This window comes from Sphingobacterium sp. GQ94, from assembly GCF_059758715.1.
In genome coordinates this window covers 15,899-40,305 of record NZ_JCAXEC010000014.1, presented here as the reverse complement: position 1 = coordinate 40,305, position 24,407 = coordinate 15,899, and the positions used below count along the sequence as shown (strand labels likewise).

Annotated in this window: 17 protein-coding genes; 5 read left to right on the top strand and 12 right to left on the bottom strand. The window is 40.9% G+C overall.

What is annotated here, in order from left to right:
• Positions 1-3: 3 nt before the first annotated feature.
• From AC6CHH_RS12780 to AC6CHH_RS12770, 3 genes are all read right to left on the bottom strand, one after another.
• Entirely contained in the window at positions 4-3,045 is a 3,042-nt protein-coding gene (locus tag AC6CHH_RS12780) for a SusC/RagA family TonB-linked outer membrane protein (RefSeq protein ID WP_498283450.1), read from the bottom strand.
• Between the two features lie 64 nt (positions 3,046-3,109).
• A complete protein-coding gene (locus AC6CHH_RS12775; protein ID WP_498283448.1) occupies positions 3,110-4,207 on the bottom strand; it encodes a FecR family protein in 1,098 nt (365 codons plus the stop codon).
• A gap of 90 nt (positions 4,208-4,297) precedes the next feature.
• Entirely contained in the window at positions 4,298-4,891 is a 594-nt protein-coding gene (locus AC6CHH_RS12770) for an RNA polymerase sigma factor (protein WP_498283446.1), read from the bottom strand.
• A gap of 298 nt (positions 4,892-5,189) precedes the next feature.
• Here AC6CHH_RS12770 and AC6CHH_RS12765 point away from each other — a divergent pair, with 298 nt between their 5' ends.
• The 4 genes from AC6CHH_RS12765 (at position 5,190) to AC6CHH_RS12750 (ending at position 7,642) form a co-directional block, all read left to right on the top strand.
• Positions 5,190-6,140 carry an alpha/beta fold hydrolase gene (locus AC6CHH_RS12765; protein ID WP_498283444.1) on the top strand — a complete coding sequence of 317 codons (951 nt, stop codon included), beginning with the start codon at positions 5,190-5,192 and terminating at the stop codon, positions 6,138-6,140.
• Positions 6,141-6,247: 107 nt separating this feature from the next.
• A complete protein-coding gene (locus tag AC6CHH_RS12760; RefSeq protein WP_498283442.1) occupies positions 6,248-6,637 on the top strand; it encodes a DUF1801 domain-containing protein in 390 nt (129 codons plus the stop codon).
• Between the two features lie 142 nt (positions 6,638-6,779).
• Positions 6,780-7,265: a GNAT family N-acetyltransferase gene (locus AC6CHH_RS12755; RefSeq protein WP_498283440.1), complete on the top strand. Its 486-nt coding sequence runs from the start codon at positions 6,780-6,782 to the stop codon at positions 7,263-7,265.
• 161 nt (positions 7,266-7,426) lie between these two features.
• On the top strand, positions 7,427-7,642 hold the full coding sequence (locus AC6CHH_RS12750) for an ABC transporter permease (RefSeq protein ID WP_498283438.1): 216 nt from the start codon (positions 7,427-7,429) through the stop codon (positions 7,640-7,642).
• 49 nt (positions 7,643-7,691) lie between these two features.
• On the opposite strand, the gene AC6CHH_RS12745 is transcribed toward AC6CHH_RS12750, so the two are convergent.
• A complete protein-coding gene (locus AC6CHH_RS12745) occupies positions 7,692-8,762 on the bottom strand; it encodes a phytase (RefSeq protein WP_498283436.1) in 1,071 nt (356 codons plus the stop codon).
• Positions 8,763-8,773: 11 nt separating this feature from the next.
• Positions 8,774-11,560, bottom strand: coding sequence for a TonB-dependent receptor (locus AC6CHH_RS12740; protein ID WP_498283434.1), 2,787 nt, complete (start codon positions 11,558-11,560; stop codon positions 8,774-8,776).
• A 261-nt stretch (positions 11,561-11,821) separates the two neighbouring features.
• Here AC6CHH_RS12740 and AC6CHH_RS12735 point away from each other — a divergent pair, with 261 nt between their 5' ends.
• Entirely contained in the window at positions 11,822-13,288 is a 1,467-nt protein-coding gene (locus tag AC6CHH_RS12735; protein ID WP_498283432.1) for a sulfatase family protein, read from the top strand.
• Positions 13,289-13,621: 333 nt separating this feature from the next.
• On the opposite strand, the gene AC6CHH_RS12730 is transcribed toward AC6CHH_RS12735, so the two are convergent.
• The 7 genes from AC6CHH_RS12730 to AC6CHH_RS12700 all read right to left on the bottom strand — a co-directional run bounded on the left by AC6CHH_RS12730 (position 13,622) and on the right by AC6CHH_RS12700 (position 24,342).
• On the bottom strand, positions 13,622-15,601 hold the full coding sequence (locus AC6CHH_RS12730) for a heavy metal translocating P-type ATPase (RefSeq protein WP_498283430.1): 1,980 nt from the start codon (positions 15,599-15,601) through the stop codon (positions 13,622-13,624).
• Positions 15,602-15,880: 279 nt separating this feature from the next.
• On the bottom strand, positions 15,881-16,303 hold the full coding sequence (locus tag AC6CHH_RS12725; RefSeq protein ID WP_498283428.1) for a Fur family transcriptional regulator: 423 nt from the start codon (positions 16,301-16,303) through the stop codon (positions 15,881-15,883).
• 11 nt (positions 16,304-16,314) lie between these two features.
• The gene (locus AC6CHH_RS12720) at positions 16,315-17,586 is read right to left on the bottom strand and encodes an efflux RND transporter periplasmic adaptor subunit (protein ID WP_498283426.1); all 1,272 of its coding nucleotides are present in this window, start codon (positions 17,584-17,586) and stop codon (positions 16,315-16,317) included.
• A gap of 11 nt (positions 17,587-17,597) precedes the next feature.
• Entirely contained in the window at positions 17,598-21,959 is a 4,362-nt protein-coding gene (locus AC6CHH_RS12715; RefSeq protein WP_498283424.1) for a CusA/CzcA family heavy metal efflux RND transporter, read from the bottom strand.
• A gap of 139 nt (positions 21,960-22,098) precedes the next feature.
• Positions 22,099-22,482: a DUF6660 family protein gene (locus tag AC6CHH_RS12710; RefSeq protein WP_498283422.1), complete on the bottom strand. Its 384-nt coding sequence runs from the start codon at positions 22,480-22,482 to the stop codon at positions 22,099-22,101.
• Positions 22,483-22,564: 82 nt separating this feature from the next.
• A complete protein-coding gene (locus tag AC6CHH_RS12705) occupies positions 22,565-23,332 on the bottom strand; it encodes a porin family protein (RefSeq protein ID WP_498283420.1) in 768 nt (255 codons plus the stop codon).
• The gene (locus AC6CHH_RS12700; RefSeq protein WP_498283418.1) at positions 23,329-24,342 is read right to left on the bottom strand and encodes a PCMD domain-containing protein; all 1,014 of its coding nucleotides are present in this window, start codon (positions 24,340-24,342) and stop codon (positions 23,329-23,331) included. Before AC6CHH_RS12700 ends, AC6CHH_RS12705 begins: the two co-directional genes overlap by 4 nt.
• Between the last annotated feature and the right edge of the window lie 65 nt (positions 24,343-24,407).

Here is a 24,407-nt window from a genome sequence, read left to right as displayed (position 1 = left end):
ATTTTATAACGTAACATCTAAACCAAAGGAATACACCTTAACCTGAGGATAAAAATTACCATACCCAATAGGTGCTTCTACATCATACCCTTCCCAGAATTTGTCCATGCTGAACAGATTAGATCCATTGACAAATAGACGGAGCCTGCTAATTCCAATCGCTTTCAAGCTTTGTGCATCAAGAGTATAGCCCAGCTGTACGTTTTTCAAACGAAGATAGGATGCATCCCTCATCCAAAATTGAGAGGCCTGTTGATTGTTATTTTTTCCGAAAGCCAGACGTGGGTATTTAGCATCGGTGTTCTCTGGTGTCCAGCGATCCTTGTTGTCCTCCCGAATGGTACCTCCAATGGCACCTGTCGTAGTGAAAGGCTGAATACCAGCTCCATATAAATATCCATCGGCCTTACCCACCCCTTGTAACATGAAGCTAAAATCAACTCCCTTATAACTTAAATTCGAGCTCAATGAATAGGTAAATCCTGGAATAGTATTTCCAATGATGACTTTATCAGATTCGTTGATGACCTGATCACCATTTTGATCTTTGTATTTCAAATCACCAGGTGCCAAGGTGCCAAATTGAGTAGCATGACCTTCCACCTCCTGTTCACTCTGGAAATACCCTTGAGAGACATAACCGAATATAGAATTAATAGGATACCCCTCCCGATTAACCGTAAGACCTGTTTGATTGACACCCCGCATATCAAGGACTTTGTTGTTGACATTGGAGAGGTTAAAATTAAAATGATATCGAAATGCTTTGGCGGGGTCATTTCTATAACCCATTGCAATTTCCCAACCCTTATTTTCGACAACACCTGCATTTTGGTAGGGTTTATTCAATCCTATAATCAATGGGATGTCCAATAAGAGTAAAATATCGCTTGTTTTTCTGTTGTATATATCACCCGTAAAAGTCCACCTATCAAATAACGTCAGGTCGAGTCCGATGTTCTGTTCAACAGTCGATTCCCAGGTAATATCAGGGTTGGACATGTCATTAAGTGCCGCGGTATTAACAATACCATTGCCTAAGGTATACGATCCCATGTCTAAGGCGGCCACAGATGGGTATGTCCCTATGTTCTGATTTCCCAGTTTCCCCCATGATGCGCGGACCTTACCCTCGCTCAACCATCCGCGAGCGCCCTGGAAGAATTCCTCTTCCGAAAAACGCCATCCAGCAGACACGGAGGGGAAAAAGCCATAGCGATTCCCCTTAGCAAAACGCGATGAACCATCGTAACGGGCATTGAGTTCGAGAAGATAGCGATCTTTTACTACATAGTTGATCCGAGAGAACAAAGATTGCAAGGCCCAATCCGAAGCACTTCCGGTGGCGGCCTGGTTCAAGGCAGATCCGGCATCAAGCACCTCATATTCAGGAAGTACATAGGTGTCCCTAAACCCTTGGGTATAATCAACCCTGTAATCCTCACGCGAACCGCCCACCAACCATGTTAATTGATGCGAACCAAAGTTTTTATTGAACGTTAAGGTAGCCCGCATATTGTTAAAGAGCTCTTGGCTATTGTACTGCGTCAAAGACGACCTTACCGGGACAGAAAAACTTGGCGTACCATCAGGGAAGTAGGATTGTACGGCTTTACGAAAATTCTTGTTGACTTGTGTCGCGTATTTAGGTGCGTAATTCACCTCTGCGCTCAGCCATTCTACTGGCTTATAGATTAAGGAGGCATTGATACTTCCAAATGGACTCTTATTGGTGGCAAGACCTCCATCGGCCGCTGCCGAGACAGGATTATTACCATTCCACCCAAGTCCCCAAGTGCCATTTGAATTTCTAAAAGTCTGGTTGGCCGGGATACTACTCATCCATTGAAATAACTCTTCGATTCGAGCTGCTGGAGACTGGACAATGGGATTAACATATTGAAAGTCAAATTTCAAAGCAAGTTTGTCGGAAAATCGGACATCCATATTGTTTCGAATGGTATACCGCTTGAACGAACTGTTCAGGGTCAGACCCTGTTGGTCAAAATAACCCACGGATGTCAACATTTTAACTTTATCTGTTCCGGCATTAACCGTAAGGAAATGACTATTTTGAAATCCATTTCCCTGTAGGGCCTCTTTTTGCCAATCGGTATTGGGGTATTCATCAGAACTCCCATTCCCTTGCGCGCGATAAGCCTCAATAATCTTCTCTGGATATAAGGCGCTAGCACCTACATTGGTATAAGCCTCATTGGTCAGCAACATGTGGTCCAGGGCATTGACTATCTCAGGCATATTGGTGGCGGACTGCCAACCGAAATAATTCGTATAGGAAATGGCCACCTTGTCCGAGGTTCCTCTTTTGGTGGTTACCAATATTACACCATTGGCGGCTCGGGATCCATATATGGAAGATGAGGCGGCATCTTTCAGGATAGAAATGTTTTCAATCAAATTGGGATCAATATTGTTCATTGAACCTTCAATACCGTCTATCAAAACCAATGGATTAGAATTTCCGAGAGTTCCAATTCCGCGGATTCGAATATCTCCCCCGTCAGAACCCGGTTTACCGGACCGCTGGGTGACGGTTACCCCGGACGCTAATCCTTGTAATGCAGATGAGGTTTGTCCGGCAGGTCTGTTGTTCAGATCATCTCCCGAGACAGCAGAAACGGCTCCCGTTAGATTGACTTTTTTCTGAACACCATACCCCACCACCACGACTTCATTGATTTCGGCCGTATTGGGTTTTAATCGGATAAGAATAATGTTTTTGCTGGTAGCTGTAGCGACAAAATTTTTGATAGAGTCTGCGGAGTAGCCCAAATAATGGGCATAAATAGAATATTTTTCGCCAGTGACCAATGGATTAAGGACAAACAATCCTTCGTTGTCAGCTATGAAATTTAATTTCTTTTTCGTCTTCTCGCGAATCAGGTCAATGGTAACCCCGGGCAGTGCTTTGCCCTCTGCATCCACGACCTTTCCATTGACTTGGACGTTGGATTGGGCAAACCCAGTCGAAAAGTACAGGAACAGTTGTCCCAGTAGCATTAATTTGATTAGAATAGGCTTCATAATTATTTATATTGGTTATAAGGTTTAAAAAATACGCTGGTTTAATGCGATTAAGTATGGTATTTTATTTGGGTTCCTCCTTTCTTGTGGAAATGCTCAAATGCACAATACCGTCATCTAGTTTAAAATTGCAGCCATTCAATTGGCAGAAATTGGTAAAGAATGTTTCCAGGGGTTCTTTCCGACTGAGTCCACCGGTGAATGAATTGTTTAACAGTTCTGGGTTTTCACAGACGATGGATACATCGTAGAGTCCTTCTATAACTTGCAGAAGTTGTGTATTCTTTGTCTGATTAAATCTTACTGTCTCACTGCTCCATTCTATTTTAGTCCTTAAATCAGGAATAAGTTCAGACAGCTTTTTGTCAGCACGGGCCGTCCGGGACTTTATCAGTTCCTGCGCTGAAGATTTGACCATCTGATGCAAACGCAAATCGATCAATACCTCTTCATTTGGATCCAAATACACCAAACTTTCTGTCGCTCCATTCATGGGGCCTACAGAAATCTTTCCTTCCAACAATTTGATCAGGACATTTTCATTGCTTTTGGGATCAATACTAAAGACTGTACCCAATGCGCTCGTAACATACCCCTTATAATTGACGCGAAAAGGTGATCTTGGATTCTTTCGAACTTTATAGACGACTTTACCTGTAAGTTGCCGAATGTCTCGGCTACCCATTTTGGTGTTCTCAAAGCTAATTTTGGCATTCGGATACAGAATCACGGTAGAACTATCAGGAAGTAAGGTGCTAATGGAATAGGAATGCGGATTCTCATACCAGCTCAAAGCAGAAAGGGTATCTTGGGTTTTTTTTTCGGTAAAAAAATCAAATGTATAGAGTACCGAAAGAGTACACAATAGGATGGCCGCACAACTGGCCCAAGTCCAATAGCTAATCTTTCGCACACGACCAGCTTTCGGAGGATCAATGGTATAGATGGTGTTAAGTACTTTTTTATGGACTTCAGAGAGATCAGGTATGGAAATCACTTGGACCTCTTGCTCCTTACTCTGTTCGAGCTGCTCGGCTATCCACTGTTGACATTGCTCAGGGTCGACCCTGGCCATTTCATCAAAGAAAGCTTCATAGTCCTGTAAATCGAGGTTATTGTGAATATACCTCCTTAATTGATCTTTAAAGAATTGTTCCTGCAAAACTGTTTATAATTAGTTCAACACATTGCTGCATTTTCCCTATCTATACGCTTGGCAAAAGAAATCACACTATCGCTGTTTTACTTTTTTTTAAAATTTAAATAAAAATGCCGCTAAAAAGCTTATAATGTATTCGTTACGATAATTCTTGTGAATATATTCCTTGATATCCTTTAGGGCACTTACCAATTGATTGCTTACCGTAGAGACTGAAATACCAAGTTCATCTGCTATTTCTTTGTAGCTTTTTTCCTGGAACTTATTGAGCATCAGGATTTCTCTTCGTTTAGGACTCAAAGATTCTATTGCCTTTGAGAGCATATTGCGACTATCTTTTAAGAACATTTCCTCTTCGGTATGGTAATACAGTTCTACTGCTGAGGCCCAGATTTTCAGTTGCAAGGCCTTATCCCGTTGTACTTTTCGGAAAAAGTCCATAGCCAGATTATCCGATATATGATTCAAAAACGACACAAACCCGCTAGCGGGATCTATTTTTTCCCGATTAAGCCATATTTTGGTAAACACATCTTGTAAGATTTCCTGGGCAACGGTCTGCTCTTTCACCAGTTTCATCAATCTGATATAGATTTTGGGAGAATATTGATAATAAATCTCATTGAATGAATCAAGATCTCCATTTTTCAATTTTTCCAGGGTAAGGGTTTCTATAGGAGATTTCATCTTTTGTATTTCGTATAATTGGCAGATGCGATTAACTCGAGTTAAAGATAAATAATTCAAAACAAAAATACTATTTGGTGTATGCGCGTTGACACCCTACCCTAATCCCCTTGCCTTAGGCTTGAAATAACGTTGCAGACGAAATGAGCCTTCATCACTGCCCGCAACGCTTCACGCTCGAGCAGTACAAAACAGGCTTATTTCTAATTTACAATAATATTGCTAATTTCACAATATCACAATTCGCAAGACGAACAGGAAGCTTTAACAAGATTCCGCCCAAATTAAAACATATAAAATGTATACCATCTATTCATTGATTTCTTGTTTGATCATGATCTTAACAAGCAGTCTACCTCTTATCGCCCAAGTAGCTCCAACAGGAGTTCATTATGTGACTACGGATGACCAAATCAAATTATACACTAAGAAATCAGGAAATGGACCCGTTGCTATTTTCATGCATGGTGGACCAGGAGCTTGGAGTAAATCGTTTGAGAGTGCTGGAGGAAATAATTTAGAACGTGAGCTTACCATGATCTATTATGATCAAAGAGGTTGTGGGCGTTCCGAAGGTTCTAAAAATGATGATTACTCGCTTGAAAGAATGCTTAAAGATGTTGAATTGATTAGAAAAAGTTATCATGCCGATAAAATATATCTAATAGGACATTCTTTTGGCGGAGTTTTAGCGGCAAACTATGCATTGAAATACCCTTCCCATGTTAAAGGAATTATCCTTGCGAATGCAACATTAAATATTCGTTATTCCCTTCAGAATCAAATCGATTATATGAACAACCTTTTAAAGACAGATTATACAGCAAGTGATTCTTTGCAAATAATCCCAACCTTTAGAAAAGTACAGGCTGAATTTATCAAGGAAAAGCTAATTTATAAACTACTTTCAGATACGAAAGCTAACATCGATATACTTCACAAAATAGACAGCGCAAACCCCAGTAAATTTGCTTTTGCTCAACAAGCATTATCTATAGCGGAATACCTAAAAGATTATACAAAAATCACGAATAAAATTCCTACACCTGTTTTAGTGATTAGCGGAAAAAAAGATCATGCCATCGGAGAGGCACATTTTAATGCATTTAATTTCCCAAATCAAACAATACATCAGATCGACGGGGGGCATATCCTGTATTATGAACAAAATAAAGAATTTATCAAATCCATCTTTAATTTCATAAACAACATAGAACTAAAAGCTAATCATCCTTCTCCAGTAACTTAAAACTCGAACCAAAATAAAACTATTGTACCTGTTGTGGGTTTTACAAAAAAGATTAGACATCTCTGATGCTCCGGGTAGGAGCGATAAAAAACAAAACCTAAAAAATTATGGGCAACCTAAATCCCGATACTACGCAATTTCTTGATGCATTGGATCATCCCTTGAGGGCTGAAATAGAACAGTTACGACAGACGATATTAAACGCTGATGAACGAATCACCGAAAACATAAAATGGAATGGACCGAATTACTGTTTTGGGGACCAGGACCGAATAACGATGAGAATTCATCCTGCAAAACAAATTCAACTAATTTTTCACAGAGGTGCAAAAAAATTAACCCAACCTAATGAGAGAATCATTGAGGATAACTCAGGGTTATTGCTCTGGAAAGAGAACGATAGAGCAATCCTCTCATTTAAGGACATAAACGATATAGAGCAATCTAAATCAAAACTGCAAGATATTGTGTATAAATGGATTCAAGCAACTACCTAGACCAGATGGATTGCCTGGATTCCGAAAACTAAATGATGTAAACAGCCATTGACACGGAGTAGGTGATTGAAACAGTGTATAGAAAAACATTTTGTATATTGGTTTCGAATAACAGGCGTTATTCTTTGTTATAGTAAAGTTTATGATCGAATTACAAGAATTTCAAGAAGAAGACTTTGAGCGACTTATTTCCTGGATCAAAAATAAAGAAGAAATGATTCAATTTGCTGGACCGATATTTACTTATCCATTAACCCGGGAGCAGCTACTGAACTATACCAGTGATCCGAGACGGCAAGTTTTTAAAGTTCGACTACTCTCAACGGGACAAATCGTGGGACATTGTGAGCTTAATCTCCAAAATGAGATTCCCCGACTCTCAAGAATATTAGTAGGTGACCCTTCCGTCAGAAATCAAGGAATAGGAAAAGCGATCATAAGAAGTTTACTAGATCGTGTATTTACGACGACTAGGTTTGAAAAGGTCGATTTAAATGTTTTTGACTGGAATCACAACGCTATTGCTAGCTACAAAAGAGTAGGCTTTGAAATTAATCCCGGCTTTGAAACCCAGGTGGAAATGAACGGAGAAACTTGGACTACCTATAACATGACAATCTGTAAGTAAATATCATCAATTGACTCGAGGTATAAAAAGATCGTTTAGCCATTGAAAAAGCCGCACAAAACTTTTCGAAGAATATAACCATTCATAAAATGCTGCGGAAACCGACTCATCGCCTAAGCGTATGTGGGTAGTCGTACGTTTACTTATTGACCTTAGATTTCATGAAACTCGTACTATTTGCTATTGCAATAGCTACTCCCGTTGCTTGGTTTGCCATGAATATATGGCTAGAAGATTTTGCATACCATATTCAAATCCAATGGTGGATGTTCGCCGCCGCAGGATTATCCGCATTATCGATAGCGATGTTGACTGTTGGATGGGAGGCGCTTAGAACCGCAGGAGCGAATCCAGTTAATTCGTTACGAGAGAATTAATCATGGAGGTCACTTTGCTGCTTTGGTACGGAAGTGTCAATTATTTTTATTAATTGGTGCCTTCTTGTTTTTTGCCATCAATTATGTCTTGGAACATTTGCCAATCATAATAGTGGAATACCATCCCGTTGCTCATTGCGACCAACATGCCTTTCGGAAATTGAGGACCAACAGGCATAGCGATGACCTCTACTCCGTCGGATTCAACTGCTGAGACAGGAACCTCCGCAATACGCGTGTATTGATGAGGATTGTCTGTATCTCCTTCTCTTGGGTAAATATTGAATGAATTATTTTGCTGGTTGGATGCCACAATATACCCCGTGCTGTCCGTTGTTTTGTAAATTGCTAGACCTTCATGGTCCTCTTTGAAATCCTTTTGTCCGAAGACTGCGAGCTCTTGATTCCCTCTGCTCGGATCAGCATAGTATTTATGAATGCCAAATCCTTCGTCGGAGTAATAGAGATAACCTAATTCATTGTCTACTGCAATTGCTTCGATTTCCTTACCCCCCTTAAAATCACCAAATTCTCGAACCTTATTTCCCACAATCACGCCATTTTTATCCTGAAGTTCGTATTGGTAAAGATAAGCACCAGCCGGTCCTGTTTTCCTGCCTACAATTGCAAAGATTTTATTTCCTGCTGTATCGGATTGACTATACAACGCAACCCCCATTGGAGATCTTTCTGTTTGTCCTTCAAAAACCGGAATACCACCGTTGTCGAGCGGTTTTAAATCAGGTAGACTGAATACCCTAATTCTATCAGTTCCACGTTCACTAAGAACAGCGATATCAATCTTCTTACCCCCCAAGTTGAAACCATAAGCAATGTCTACATTGTTTGGTCGATCTAATGGAACGACTTTATCCACTATTTTTCCCTGCGTATCGTACGCATAAAGACCTCCTGTCTTTTCATGCTTGTCGGTACCGATCACAATGACATGCGTGCTATCGGTAGGGTTTACCCAAATCGCCGGGTCATCCGTATCGTTAGGTACGACCTCAGTAATTATCGTCGGTTTTAACGCATTCTGTGCAACACTCGCGTATTTATCGACACACGAAGAGAGTACTGCTGCTGTTAAACTAAATATGATGAACTGTTTTTTCATGAGTTGTTTGATTACAGGTCGAACTTAAGACCTAAGGTATAACGCGGTTTATAATATTCTAATTGACGCATCCGTTGTACTTCTCCTTGGTAGTAACGTAACGGTTGGTTTGTTAAGTTATTGGCCTCTGCATAAACTCGAAGCGTTTTTGTAATTTTGTACGACGCGTTTGCATCCAAAAAAAACTGCTTGTCATAATACGCATCAGTAAAAGCATCATCGCCAATTTCATCCAAATAAGCCGCCGTATAGTTTGCTGAAACTCGCGCAGAGAACTTGGTATTTTCCCAGGATAAGGAGCCATTCAACATATGTGGAGCTGTCCTTGGAAGCCCAAGTCCCTGTCGTAAGACACCGTCTTCACCAGCGATTCCCTTTGCTTTGGACTCGGTGAAGGTGTAATTAGCATATACTGCAAACCCCTGAAGGAAAGATCCAGGGAGAAAATCCAGTTGCCTTTGTAGGGCTACCTCAAAACCATATACATCCACGTTATCTCCGTTTCTGAATTGCGCAAAATCCCATGTCTCACCTGCCTGAACCGGATTATCCAAGGTTGGGAAAACCTCCTGGAAACGATCCGCTGTAAAGCTTCTATCGTTATACATATAAATAAAGTTCTTCAGGTTCTTATAGAAAGCTCCCCCTGATAGGAGACCTACGTTTTGGAAATAACGTTCCAAAATGATATCATAGTTCCAGGAGTAAGTAGCTTTCAAGTTCGGATTTCCAGCGAATAATTCCTTATCACCCAGATTTGAATTGACATATGGCGCCAACGCATAATAATTTGGTCTGGCTAAGCCTGTAGTGACTGCTGCACGCAAGATGAAGTTAGTTGCGAAATTATGTTTTAAGGTAATTCCAGGAAGAATATTGGTGTAGTTATTTTTAGTGTTGATCTCACCAGCCAATTCCTCTTCATCAACAACATTATTACCGGTGTAGTTAATTTTAGTATGTTCAATTCGAGCACCTAATATCAATGCCGTACGTTCTGTTATATTTTGATCCCAGCGGAAATATCCTGCAAAAACATGCTCTTTAGCCCGGTAATTTTGAGATAAGTATTCTTTGGGATTGGCTTCTTCTTCGAATTGAGATTTATCCGTCAAGTTTAACCCACCCAGATAATTTTTATCGACAAACGATCCAGCTGCATATTTCTCTCCTTGATCCCAACCTTTGGCATCCCAAGTTTGCAAAGGCAATGCCGCCATATTATCAAATCCTGTTAATGGACTGTATTCAAAGAAATTATTATCTCTTTCTTTTGTTTTCATCCGCAAGCGGCCACCGAAGCGAATTCTACCTTTCTGCCCATCGATTACGGTAAACGGGAGACGAAAATTTAATTTAGCCCCAAATTCGTCCTCATGCGTGTTGTTTTCATTTTCGGTAATCTCATTCAATTCAAAACTAGAGAGATCATTATTCGAATTGCTCACAAAGGGTAGATAGGTATCCGCTGCATCGACATTTAATTGGACATCCTCACGAACATAGGAGATGTAACGTTCGTTAGGTCTCCATTCAGAAGCGCGTGAATAGGACGTTGACCAGTCCATGTCTAAAGTAGGAAGCAATAAATGTTCTCCCTGGAGTGAGAAATTCATAACAGATTGACGCTCTAAGCGGCGGCCTTTGTTTCGAGCGTTATCAATACCGCCTTTAGTTTCATATTCTATTTCACCACTATAGTTCTTTGCATTGGCATCATACTCCAAATCAGAAAATTTGGCCGCAAAGCGGTTTTCCCGATCATCACGCCAATTGTACATCGCATTCAATGCTATTCTATGTTTGGCGTTAATCTCGTAATCCAAAGCCCCAGAAATACTCCTACGAACGCGGGTAACGTCATATTTACGGATCTGCATTTCTTTTAAGAAAACATTTCCTTCATCCTGATCCCATTCGGCTTCAATATTATTGGATCCAAAATCATTAGTCTGCATCGTTCCACTTAATATCATGCCTATTTTATTATCCATAAAACGATTGCCATAAATGAGCGAACCATTATAAATTGCTTTTTCCCGAATCGGGGAATAGCCACCACCTAAGGTAGCGGAAATACGCTGCTTATTTGGCGAAACCCGGGTGATCAGGTTAACACTGCCACCAATTGCATCAGCGTCCATATCTGGAGTTAAGGTTTTGTTCACCTCAATAGAAGAAATCATCTCAGAGGGAATTAGGTCCATCTGGACATTTCTGTTGTCCCCTTCGGCGGAGGGGATTCGGTCTCCATTCAGTGTAACGGAATTTAACTCTGGGGATAGGCCACGTATAATGATGTTTCTGGCTTCCCCTTGATCGTTTTGCATAGTAATGCCAGGAACACGCTTCAAAGCGTCCCCAATATTTTGATCGGGGAAACGTCCAACTTGATCAGAGGAGATAATGTTGGTGATATTGTTGTTGTTTTTCTGTTGATTCAAAGCCCTTGCTTGGCCTTTAGCCATCTCACCGATAACTTGAATTTCAGCTAACGTATTGACTGCTGATTCCAAATAGATTTCAAGGACATCAGTAGTCGTTTTGATTGTTTGAACGTATTGTTTATACCCTAAATAATCAATCCTCAAGGTGTAGCTACCTACCGGAAGATTGAGAAATTCAAAGTTTCCGTTGACATCGGAGATGGTGTATCTATTGCCTTCTTCGATACGAAGAGCTGCCCCAGGCAGGGAAAAGCTGTCATTGCTATCCATAATTTTCCCTCTCAAAACAGTTGTTTGGGCAAAGGAAATATAGCATACAAAATTAAATAGAAGAAGTAGAGATAATCTCATAAGGTTAATAATTTGTTTGGGGCAAACATAGGAATAGCAATTTAGGAGATCATTAACCCGATATTATGAATTTATTAACGATCAGATGTATATTTTCTTCCCGCTAATTTTAGGTTAGTTCATTTTTCCAATCGCTATGTTTTGGGGTATTTTGGTGGTTTTGATTTTTTTAGGAATTTTATTTTTTAATCTTAGGACCAAATTTTCAAAAAAGAGGGAATAAAACCCTAATTTAATCGGAAATTCCAACTGCTGTTTTTTATGAAGAATAAATTATTTAGTGCCGCCCTATTTTTTTTAATCTGTACACTTGCTTCCGCGCAGAACAGACAAAACAAACCCAATATTATCATCATTTTTATGGATGATATGGGGTATGGTGATTTAGAGAGTTATGGTGCTGTTGGCTATAAAACGCCCAACCTGAATAAATTAGCAGCGAATGGAATGAGATTTACAAACTTCTATACGCCACAAGCAACCTGTACGGCCTCAAGAGCCGCCCTTTTGACAGGTACTTATCCAAATCGAATGAATATGTATGGGGCATTTAGTCCCAACGCCGGTGAAGGCCTGAATCCGCAGGAAATCACCATTGCAGAAATGCTCAAAACTGTAGGCTACACGACCGCCATGGTTGGCAAGTGGCATTTGGGAAATGAGCCGGAATTTTTACCGACCCGGCAAGGTTTCGATACCTATTTAGGGCTTCCATATTCCAACGACATGTGGCCTGTGGGGTATGATGGCAAACCCGTTGCAAAAGATCATTTCAAATATAAAATTTACCCGACTCTTCCTTTACTACAAACCAAACAGGGTCAAAACGTGCCTGACACTGTGATGAGTGTAAAAACACTTCAGGATCAAGCGCAGCTAACAACGCGCTATACCGAGCAGGCGGTCTCTTTTATCAAATCACATAAAAAGGAACCTTTTTTCCTCTATTTAGCCCATAGCATGACGCATGTTCCAATTGCTGTTTCCCCTAAATTCAAGGGAAAGAGTGAACAAGGTTTATATGGAGACGTGATGATGGAAATTGATTGGAGTGTGCAACAGATCGTAGAAACGCTTGAAGAACATGGTCTGGATAAAAATACCCTTATTATTTTTACAAGTGACAATGGGCCTTGGATGAATTATGGAAACCATAGTGGGTCTACCGCAGGACTCAGAGAAGGAAAAGGAACGAGTTGGGAAGGCGGAACTCGCCTACCTAGCATCATGTCCTGGCCAGGTGTTATTCCAAAAGCAAAAGTGAATAATACCTTGAGCAGTACGATTGATATTTTGCCAACTTTGGCCGAAATAACAGGAGCGAAATTACCTGATCATCAAATTGATGGGGTGAGTATTCTTTCAGTTATGGAAGGTAAGGGCACTAGCCCCAGGAAGAACTTCTATTATTATTACAATAAGAATGATCTGGAAGCTGTACGGATTGGACATTGGAAACTAGTTTTTCCACATCAATATCGTTCTTATGAAGGGGTATTACCTGGTAATGACGGCTATGCAGGTGCCTATAGTCAGGGTACTCAGGATTCTCTGGCCTTATATGATTTAAGAAGGGATCCAGGAGAGCGTTATAATGTCATCAAACAGAATCCAGATGTTGTTCGTGACTTACAGGAGTTAGCTCAGCAAGCAAGGCGAGATCTGGGGGATAATCTGACAGCGCATCCAGGAGAAAACAGAAGACCTTTGGGCAAGATTCAGCGATAGAATCAAAATTTGATTTGTGTTAATTTGTTGGTTTTAATCACCATTAACAGGCTGATTCATTCTTAATGATGGCTATTCTCATCATTAAGAATGGTGGATTATGACCTATAAACATACTTGTCATCCTGGAATGAGAAAAGACTTAAGAAATGGTTACTAGTACCGCTACCTATGCGCGGAAATTAGACCGAATTGGAGGAATGCCCCCACCAGGAAAGTGAAACAATTTTGAAACGTATTTTTAGTAAAGTCAGACTTGCATTCAAATCTTTATCCTGTGGATACATCGTATTTGCTTGCTCATTGATTTAACACTATTTATTAGCGAAGCAATTAAAACTTCATCCGCTGGATCCTGACCGCATTTAGTATGGCTAACAAAGCTACACCGACATCGGCGAATACCGCTTCCCACATCGTGGCCAATCCTGATGCACCCAATACCAATACAAAGCCTTTTACCAGAAATGCTAAGGCAATATTTTGCCAAACAATCTTCTTCGTCCGTTTACCAATGGTGATGGCGATCGGTATTTTACTCGGTTTATCATCTTGTATGACCACATCAGCCGTCTCAATGGTCGCATCACTTCCTAATCCACCCATTGCAATCCCTACATCACTCAAGGCCACCACAGGGGCATCGTTTACCCCATCTCCAACAAAAGCAACAGTCTGATTATTTGCTTTGATTTCTTTTACACGATCTACTTTATCCTGGGGAAGCAGATCGCCAAAAGAATCATCTATACCTAGCTGCCTGGCCACATCTTTGACAACGGTGCTTTTATCGCCACTAAGCATCGTGACTCTAACATTTAGCTTGTGCAATAGGGTGATGGTTTGCTTTGCATCTTCTTTTATGCTGTCCGCAATGGTGATATAACCAACAAATTTTTGGTCATAGGAAACCGCAATCGTCGTGTAAACAATAGAACTCGGATCCAAATCGTAGGATATCCCGAACTTATCCATCAGCTTGAAATTGCCGACCAATAAGTCTTTTGAGTTAATGGTTGATTTTAATCCATGCCCAGCAATTTCCTCCGTATTTTCCAATTGAATTTCATGGTTTGGCTTTCCAAGGTATTGGTGAATGGCGGTGGCTACCGGATGCGTACTATGGCTCTCCAATGCATTGACCATTTGAAGGATTTCTGCCTGATTAAACGCGGGATCAAAAACAACTTGTTGCACCTTAAAAACACCTTCGGTCATGGTTCCCGTCTTATCCATAACGACATTTTGGACCGTGGCAAGGGCATCTAAAAAGTTACTCCCTTTAAACAATATTCCGTTTCTACTGGCCGCACCAATACCTCCAAAATAGCCTAAGGGAATCGAAATGACTAGTGCACAAGGACATGAAATAACCAGAAACACCAAAGACTTATACAACCAGTCCGTAAACTGATAATCGCGCACAAAAAAATAAGGCAGAAAACAAATCATCGTGGCACCGAGCACAACAATAGGGGTATAGATTTTAGCAAACTTTCGGATAAATAATTCCGTTGGCGCTTTTTGCGACGTGGCATTTTGCACCAGTTCCAAAATCTTGCTTAATTTGCTATCGCTGTATGTGGTTGTAACCTTTACCTGGGATACGGTATTTAGATTTATCATTCCGGCCAAAATAATCTCGCCTTTGTTCTTTGTGTCAGGCTTGCTCTCTCCGGTCAAGGCTGCCGTGTTAAAGGATGCACTCTGGGAGATGAGTTCCGAATCCAACCCTAATTGCTCTCCAGGTTTGAGTTGCAGAACCTCTCCAATCGCTACGGTTTCTGCCTTTACCCTGAAAGGTTCATTGTTTCTTAAAACCGTTACTTCATCGGGCCTTTGGTCGAGTAAAGATTTAATGTTTGACTTCGCTCTTTTTACCGCCAAGGTCTGAAACACTTCGCCAACTGAATAGAATAACATCACTGCAACGCCCTCTGGGTATTCGCCAATAGCAAATGCACCAATAGTCGCAATGCCCATTAAAAAGAACTCCGAAAAAAAGTCCCCTTTGCGGATGCTCCGGACAGCGTCTTTAAGCACAGGAAGTCCGGTCGGGGCATAAGCAAGTACATACCAAACTACTCTGATCCAGGCGTCAAACCACTCTGGCTTTAGCACATAATCAAAATAAAGAGCGAGCAATAACAGCACCAGGGAAAGTATACTGGGCAAAAACAGGGCAAAGGAACTATTTCCCTTCTGGCTATGCACATGCCCATCAGCGTGGCTATGAGGTTCTCGATCGTGTTCATCAACTAATTCTTTGGCCCCCGCCTCACTATAGATCTTTTCTTCCTGCGAGCAGCACATCTGCCGGCCGTGTTCATCGTAGATATGTTTATGATTTTTATCGGTATGTATCATTCCCTTAATTTTTGATGTTCTTTTTTCTTTCCCTTTTGTATTGGTTTTCGCGATTATTCTTTAAATCTAACTTATTCCAAAAAACAAATCCTCCAATCGCCTTTATTTTTTTGGCTTGGTAGCCATCACGGTGCTCGTATTGGAGCGTTTTGTTTCAAATTTCCATCACACTTCACTTTAAGCATGCATCTTCGTTACAAAAATAAGCAAGAGAAGCTTGCAATGTTATTGCAAACTCTCTTTTAAACAATCCGCACATATACCTTTAGCAGATAATCTTATTTCATCGATCCGGTATGCTTGGTTTGTTTCCTCAGGAATTATAAAATCATCCTTGCAAGTGGTCTGTTTACAAATCTTGCAATAAAAGTGTAAGTGCCAATCCTTATGGGTTTTTTCATCGCATCCATCGTTACATAAGATATACCTGGTCGTATTATTTTCCTGAATACCGTGAACGATTCCCTTTTCTTCAAAAGTCTTCAACGTTCTATAAATAGTGACCCGGTCCGCTTTGTAAAAATGATTTTCGAGTTCTGATAAGGACATAGCCACGCTCTGCTGTTCCAGCAAGTCATACACCAGAATTCGCATACTCGTTGGATTGGTGTTCTTTTGCAAGAGCTTTTGTTCAATGTTCTTCTTCATTGGAATCTGTATTAATGCGCGTGCGCGTGCTCACCTGTATCATTCATTTTTGCATTCACAAAAAATGCTCCTTTAACAACGATATGTGTACCCTCTGGAATTTCTCGTACCGGGGTAAAGGCTACATAACCTAGTTGAGAAGGTCCTTTTGTGATTTCTACCCGCTGGAAACGAGTTTGATGCTCCTGGCTGTGATCGTGGTCATGATCTGCGGTTTCACCTTCTGTATGTTCATGGGCTTGTTGGTTCTGTTCTTCTACCAAAAAAATATAATACTTACCGTCCGCATTAACAATGGCCTCATTAGGTACTGCAGGCGTCAAAACATCATCTAAACTGACGATTCCCGTTATATTCATTCCATCAATCAATCCTGTTTTATCTCCGGTGATTTCGCTGTGAACGGCAATCGTTTTACTCTCTCCGCTAAAGGAAGAGCCAATACTGTATACTTGAGCCGTGTAGGTTTTATCCGGGTTGTTGGTGACTACAAAATTAATTTTTTGACCAATTTTTACCCGTGGAATATCTTTTTCAAATACCTGTAAATCCAGATGAAGCGCGTTGTTTTCTATTATTTCGGCAATCGGGGAAGACACGTCCACATAGCTCCCAATTTTGGCAAACACTTCGCTTATTGTGCCGTTTATTGGACTGGTAATAACCAATGAGGACTTTAGATTGCTGTTTGACAAAGAAGCTGGATTTATTCCCATCAACTGGATCTGCTTATTTAAGGATGCCTTTCTTGTTCTCAGTGTACTCAATTCGGCCGTTGCACTTTGCAAGTTTTTTCTGGCGCCGACGTTTCCCTGGTTTAGTTCCTTTTGCCTGGCAAACTCCTGTTCTGCGAATTCTATCTGGCTATTCAGGCTTAAATATTCTTCCTGCACCGCTATAAATTGGGGATTAGAAATACTTGCAATAAGCTGGCCCTTCTTTATATAGTCTCCTATTTCTACATTCAATGATTTTATGATTCCCCCAAACAGCGAAGTTGCATGTGCTCTATGGCTGTTAGGGACTCTTAGTTCCCCGTTTATCTTCATAGTGGCCGACAATTGTTTTTGTTCAATTAGTCCAATCTCAATACCCACGGCTTTAATCTGCTCATCGCTAAGGGTGGCCGTACCGTCTTGGTGTTCCTGATGCGGGGCTGATTCTTCTTTCCCTCCATGGTTATGTTCCTGATCTGGTGTATGGTCATTTGTACATGCGTTAAAAGCAAACAAAGCGACAAAGGCAATACTGCTGAAGATTAACTTATTTTTGATCTGTTCCATATACTCTCTGTCTATTTATTGGTTAATGAATTGATAAGCGTTACAACCTCATTGATTTGTTGAATGCTCTTTAAATAATTAAGCTGAATATCTGCTGTAGTCTGTAACGCAAATAGATACTCTACATAGGAAATAGCTCCGCTGCTGTAGCCCAGATTTGCTGCAGCAATAATTTCATCGGCATTCGGCAGTGCCTGCTTTTTAAAATAGGTGAACTGCGCTAAATTCTGCTCGTATTGTTTGAGTGCGCCGGTGAGCTCGCTATGGATTTGTTGTCTCTGCCACTGGGAATTCACTTCTAGAGATTGCTTCTGATAATCAAGAGAACGTATTTTTGCTTTGCTAGCCCCAAAACTAAGCGGAACAGAAATACCGATTTCAAACGAATTAAACCGTTGATCTCTGCCGTAAAATCGCTCCACACCATTTTTAGTATGCAAGCCTACTAAGGATACATTGTTATAACCGAGCGTAAAATCAGGCAAATTGTTGTCGCGCACTAATTTTTGGTTTTGTTCAGCGATTTTAGCCTCCTGATACAACAATTGAACGCGGGGGTGGTTTTGTATCGCTGAACTATCCATTACGGAAGTCAATAGCAGGGGAGCATACTCCTTCGTGGATTCAATGATAAAGTCATCCTGTATCTGCATTAAATTTTTAAGGTTCTGATAAGCATTTTCGCGAAAAACCTCGTTTTGCTGGAACAATAAATCAACTTCTCCTTTTTTGGTAATGGCCATATTGAGGTCTAATTTACCGATGTCTCCTGTCTTATAACGCAGTTCAGCCACACGGATAAAGTCCGCATATATACTATCCAGATGGCTTAAAACGGAAGAACAATGCACGAAGTATTCCAATTGATAGAAATAGGTTCGTACTTGTTTTTTTAGCTCATTTTCGCTCAAGGCTTTTACCCACTGCTGACCCTTGATCTGTTCTTTGATGAGCTCTTTCTTTGTTCCAAAGAGTCTCGGAAAAGGTATGGTTTGCGAAATCTGGAAACCATCATTGTATTCAAAACCTTCATTATTTCCAAACTGATAGTTTACAGCGGTTCTTGGTAATTCATATGCTGTTTTTGTCAGACTTTGGGTGGCTTGAATATCCAAGGTTTTCGAACGGATTTCGGGATTATTCTCTAGTGCAATTTCGATCGACTTGTCTATATTGATTGAGTTTTGTGCTGTACTTTTTTGAGATAAACCCAAGAACACAAAAAGCAACAATAGGGGAATTATCGTTTTCATTTTATTATTTTTTGCTGGTTTACTATTCTTCATAAACACAAGGTATAACAGGGGAAGCACGAACAAAGTTAAGCCAGTTGCCGAAATCAAACCTCCGATGACCACCGTTGCCAGCGGTTTTTGTACTTCCGCTCCAGCACTACTGCTTAAGGCCATGGGTAAGAAACCTAGACTGGCAACCGCCGCTGTCATCAATACAGGCCTTAGGCGAGTTTTTGCTCCCTCCATAATTCTGGGAATTATCTCGCTCCAACCCTCCTTTTCCAATCTATTAAAGGTGGCGATCAGTACGATTCCGTTTAGCACGGCAACTCCAAAAAGTGCAATAAATCCCACTCCTGCCGAGATACTAAAGGGCATATCCCGAATTAATAGGGCAAATATTCCTCCGATGGCACTCATCGGAATAGCCGTATACACCAAAATAGCCTCCTTAAAAGAGCGAAAGGTGAAATACAGAAGGATAAATATTAAAAGTAAGGCGATAGGCACTGCAATCAGCAGCCTGTTGGTTGCCTTTTGTAGGTTCTCAAACTGACCTCCATAGGTAAAATAATATCCAGAAGGCAGTTTAACCTGCTCGGCTAATTTATCCTGAATTTCGCCAACAACACTAGCAACATCTCTGTCTTGAACATTGAAACCTACATATATTCTACGCTTACCATCTTCACGACTAATTTGTGCAGGACCTAATTTGTAGTCAATATTGGCAAGCTGTTCAAGGGGGATCTGTTCCCCATTTGCAAGAGGAATAAAAAGATTCTTCACATCCTCAATGGATCCGCGGTGCTGTTTATCAAGGCGCACCACCAGGTCAAACTTACGCTCATTTTCATACACCACGCCGGCCACCTTACCGGCAAAGGCGGTACTCAGGATGTCGTTAATCTGTTGTATGTTCAAGCCGTAATTCGCTATCCGGGTACGATCGTATTCTATATTAATTTGAGGAAGTCCAGCTATACGTTCTACCTGTGGCGCGCTCACCCCCTCTACAGATTGAATAATCTCCTTTGCCTTGTTGGCATAAATCAACAATGAATCCAGGTTTTCACCAAATATTTTCACCGCAACGTCTTGCCTGATACCGGTCATTAATTCATTAAAACGCATCTGGATCGGCTGGTTCGCCTCAAAGAATACACCTGGAATAACTTCCAGTTTCTCCATCATTTCATTCGAGAGTTCTTGATAGGATTTAGCTGTTTTCCATTCCTTTTGTGGTTTTAGAATAATCATCATATCGGTTGCCTCCGGAGGCATCGGATCGGTTGGCACCTCGGCCGCCCCAGTTTTGCCTACAACCATTTTTACTTCATCAAATTCTTTAATAATTCTGGATGCTTGCATGGAAGTTTCCAGACTTTGGCTAAGCGATGTTCCTTGTGGCAAGATACAGTGAAATGCAAAATCCCCTTCCCCTAATTTTGGAAGAAACTCACCACCCATCCTTGAAAAAAGAACAAGACTGATTGCAAAGAGTCCAAGGGCAATGGCTATAACGACATATTTAAGGCGTATAGCTTTTTCTAACAACGGTTTATAAAGACCTTGGAGATAGTCCATCATTTTATCAGAAAAGTTCCTTTTGGTTACCTGTTTTTTAGACAAACACAAGGCACTCATCATCGGAATATAGGTAAAGGATAAGATCAATGCGCCTAAGATGGCAAAACCAACGGTCTGTGCCATTGGCGTAAACATTTTTCCCTCTATACCCACCAAAGTAAGGATAGGAATATAGACGATAAGAATGATGATTTCACCAAATGCAGCACTTGTTCGGATTTTTCTTGCCGACTCAAATACCTCCTCATCCATTTCATCTTGGCTCAGCTTGTGGGTTGATTTGCGTAAGCCCAAATGGTGCATTGTGGCCTCAACGACAATCAAAGAACCGTCTACAATCAATCCAAAATCAATAGCTCCCAGACTCATTAAATTTGCGCTCACATCAAACAAACGCATCATACCCAGGGCAAATAGCATCGATAGGGGTATCGCTGAGGCAACGATTAATCCAGCCCTGATATTTCCTAGAAAAATAATCAGTACAAAAATAACAATCAAGGCCCCCTCAATCAGGTTTTTCTGTACCGTGCTGATAGCCCGGTTCACCAGGTCAGTTCTGTCCAAAAAAGCCTCAATAACAACATCCTGGGGTAAAGATTGTTGAATTACTGGTAATTTCTCTTTAATGCGCTTAACCACCGCAGCACTATTTTCACCCTTTAGCATCATGACAATACCGCCCACAGCATCTACCTGGCCATTGTAGGTCATCGCGCCATACCGCGTGGCATGTCCGAACTGAACCTGGGCAACATCTTTAATGAACACTGGGATATTTCCGGTATTTTTAACAACAATATTTCCGATCTCCTGAAGTGAGCCTACCAGACCTACTCCCCGGATGAAATACGCATTGGGCTTTTTGTCTATATAAGCACCTCCGGTGTTTTGATTGTTGGTTTCAAGTGCTGTAAAGACATCGGAAATACTTACATCCATGGCCTTGATGCGATCAGGGTCAATGGACACTTCATATTGTTTGAGCAAACCACCGAAACTATTCACCTCGGCCACTCCGGGCGTGCCATAGAGCTGACGGGCAACAATCCAGTCCTGCATGGTGCGTAAATCCATAGCAGAATATTTAGCCTCACTTCCTTTTTTAGGATGCAGAATATATTGGTACACTTCACCAAGACCTGTGCTTACAGGAGAAAGCTCGGGAATTCCTATATCTTGCGGAATCTGCTGCTGAGCTTCTTTGAGCTTCTCACTAACCAATTGCCTGGCAAAATAAATATCGAGCTGGTCTTCAAAGACAACCGTTACAACAGAGAGTCCAAATCTTGAAATACTTCTGATTTCTTCTACTTTAGGAAGATTGACAATACTTTGCTCTATAGGAAATGTAACCAGTTGTTCCACTTCCTGTCCTGCCAAAGTCGGCGTGAGCGTAATAATCTGGACCTGATTGTTTGTAATATCAGGCTGGGCATCAATTGGGATCTTAGTGGCACTCCATACCCCCCAGATGATGAGTAACAAGGTCATAAGGCCTATAATGAACTTGTTCTTTACGGAGAATTTTATAATACTATCTAACACTTCTTATTCAGGATTAATGATGAATTAGTAATGATAAAATCAGAATGAATAGGGACCAGAAAATACAATGACGTATAATCCAGAGCCTTCAGCGCTACTGTTTTTCACAATAAACGCTAGTCATTAAATACATTAAAAATTAAGCATTAATCTGAGGAGGCTGCCATATTTCAGCAAAGTAGTGGGGGATAAAATCAAATGCATAATACATTTGGGGTTTAGACAAATCAAAGGTCTTTATCTTACCAAAGTTGAATACGTTCCAGTGAAGGACTACTGAAAAAACCATTCCGCAACAACCGCATAAACAAAACGGAGAGCATAAATCCATCTGCTTGGAATGATCATGGCTTTCTTGATGTGTTGTTTCTTGCGTTTGCCCAGCGGGAAGAACCACGTCTTTTTCATACGTATCATCACAGGGTATTATAAACAATACCATCATGTAGAGCGCCAGTATGGAAGAAATGACTTTCATATTCTTTGGTAAAGTTAGTAAAAAAACAATGCAATGGTATTGCATTGTTTTTACATACTAGGGTCGCAGGTTTTTTTTGTACACTTTTTTTCACTCTAAATGCCGGTAAAAAAAAGGTAGTGTATGGTTATAGGCTATAGGAAGCGCCAAAATTGACAAACAATTGATTTAATGTATAGCCCACACCTTGAAATGACTCTGGAAAGATGGGTTCCAGCCCGAAATTACCATGAGCACGTACTTCCCATTTCTCTCCTATTTTACGCGCCCCACCTAGCGTGATACCAACATCCCAGTTTTTGAGTTTATCGGCAAAATCAAATGTCGCATTTTCGACAATGACCTTCTGTCCTAGAGAGTCCCCTTTGCGGATGTATCCATCGTATACTTTCCCTTCAAATCTTCCGGCAAGTAAGTAAGAGAGGTAGGTCCCTGCTCTTAACTTCCATTTCGAGAAATCATATTCTACATACAAGGGCAAGCTAAGATACGCTCCGTTCGCCTCTGTCTGGTTCATCCCTGTAAAATCACCTTCAAAGTCACTTTTTTCGCCACCATTATCCATGGTAATAATCGTGTGAAAATATTGAACACTATCCACAACCTTCATCCCTTTTCTCTCGAACTGAATGCCCGAGCCTACAGCCCAATTCGGGGAGACTTTATATCGAATTTCGTATCCAATTGAGGGATTAAAACCAGGTGAATAACTTTCTATTTTACGGATTGTGTTTGGAAATGGCAGCGGTGCGGCAGCCCCAATATTCAATCCTACTGTAATCTGGTGTTCCAGATCAGCCGTATTGGAACTTCTTTTGCCCTGCTGTGCGTAAGAAATGGTCACATAAGATATGGAAATCAAACAGACCATCAATTGCATTATAATGTGTCTCATAATTTTGGTACGATGCTTAAATTGTCTACAACTAATCTTGAGCCTATAGCTCCCCTATATAGCCCACCTTGTTCACTCGAAGATAAAACAATAGCCATCATCAGGTTTTTACCTGGCTTAACGGCTGGATTATAGACAAATGGAATAGAAAACTCCTTAAAATTTTTAACCTCACTTCCATCCGTTAAAATGGCAGTAGCTATTATTTTATCCGAGCTTAGAATATTCATTGCGTTCAGCCTATCGGGACCATTATATAAAACCGCAAACATAGAACACTTGTCCTTAACCCCCGCAAGTACATTTCCATCTTTGTCTATAAACTTAGCCCCTGGAGAATATTTATAAGAGCCCGTAAAGCTTAATGGCAATCCAACATAAGGCTGCCCGAATTCGGTCGCTGCAAGTGGATTTACCAAAGCCACAGAAGAATTAAAAGCTCCCAAAAATAGGGAACCAGGGAAAAGCCTTATCCCAAATATTTCGGATAAAGGGGTTCCTTTCAATGTTACCATCTCTGCGGCCAGGCTACCTTGTAGTCCATCCTTGGTAGACCTTGTAGGAAATGCATCTGGTCTTGCTTGCACTCCTGAAAGGGCAACTCCTGGATTGCCGGATGACCATAATTCGATTTCATTTTGCTCAATCGGGTATTCATACCCATTTTTGGGATCCTTACTCCAATTCTCAAAAGCAAAGTCCCAGGTCCCGACAGTCACAATTTTCACCGTATAATTCTTTTGGTTCTCACCCGAGGCAGAGGTGACCTGGTAGATGATATCTTTCTCTCCAAAGGTGATCTTGGTGCCTGAAGAAGGAGAAACCTGAGCGCCTGCAGAAAGTGTTAGTTTTGGACTGATGCCAGAGGCAAATGCTTCTTTGGTCAGGTTCAAAGTTATTGTGCGGCTATCTTGATTGATAAAAACAGTGCCTGTAAGCTGGTTTTTATCTATCTCAAAAGACTCAATATCTGCCTCAGGATTCAGAGGGGCATCTTTTATACAACCCATCAAAATCAAGCATATGGCAAAAAAGCTAAAATTTTGTTTAAAGTTTTTCAATGTAGTATAGGTTA

Bases quoted from the DNA above. Each gene is read 5' to 3' on its own strand.
- AC6CHH_RS12770 (WP_498283446.1), bottom strand. From the start codon at position 4,891: ATGAAATCTCCTATAGAAACCCTTACCCTGGAAAAATTGAAAAATGGA.
- AC6CHH_RS12745 (WP_498283436.1), bottom strand. From the start codon at position 8,762: ATGAAAAAACAGTTCATCATATTTAGTTTAACAGCAGCAGTACTCTCT.
- AC6CHH_RS12735 (WP_498283432.1), top strand. From the start codon at position 11,822: ATGAAGAATAAATTATTTAGTGCCGCCCTATTTTTTTTAATCTGTACA.
- AC6CHH_RS12725 (WP_498283428.1), bottom strand. From the start codon at position 16,303: ATGAAGAAGAACATTGAACAAAAGCTCTTGCAAAAGAACACCAATCCA.
- AC6CHH_RS12700 (WP_498283418.1), bottom strand. From the start codon at position 24,342: ATGGGTTGTATAAAAGATGCCCCTCTGAATCCTGAGGCAGATATTGAG.
- AC6CHH_RS12705 (WP_498283420.1), bottom strand. From the start codon at position 23,332: ATGAGACACATTATAATGCAATTGATGGTCTGTTTGATTTCCATATCT.
- AC6CHH_RS12750 (WP_498283438.1), top strand. From the start codon at position 7,427: ATGAAACTCGTACTATTTGCTATTGCAATAGCTACTCCCGTTGCTTGG.
- AC6CHH_RS12710 (WP_498283422.1), bottom strand. From the start codon at position 22,482: ATGCAATACCATTGCATTGTTTTTTTACTAACTTTACCAAAGAATATG.
- AC6CHH_RS12755 (WP_498283440.1), top strand. From the start codon at position 6,780: ATGATCGAATTACAAGAATTTCAAGAAGAAGACTTTGAGCGACTTATT.
- AC6CHH_RS12720 (WP_498283426.1), bottom strand. From the start codon at position 17,586: ATGGAACAGATCAAAAATAAGTTAATCTTCAGCAGTATTGCCTTTGTC.
- AC6CHH_RS12780 (WP_498283450.1), bottom strand. From the start codon at position 3,045: ATGAAGCCTATTCTAATCAAATTAATGCTACTGGGACAACTGTTCCTG.
- AC6CHH_RS12740 (WP_498283434.1), bottom strand. From the start codon at position 11,560: ATGAGATTATCTCTACTTCTTCTATTTAATTTTGTATGCTATATTTCC.
- AC6CHH_RS12730 (WP_498283430.1), bottom strand. From the start codon at position 15,601: ATGTGCTGCTCGCAGGAAGAAAAGATCTATAGTGAGGCGGGGGCCAAA.
- AC6CHH_RS12760 (WP_498283442.1), top strand. From the start codon at position 6,248: ATGGGCAACCTAAATCCCGATACTACGCAATTTCTTGATGCATTGGAT.
- AC6CHH_RS12765 (WP_498283444.1), top strand. From the start codon at position 5,190: ATGTATACCATCTATTCATTGATTTCTTGTTTGATCATGATCTTAACA.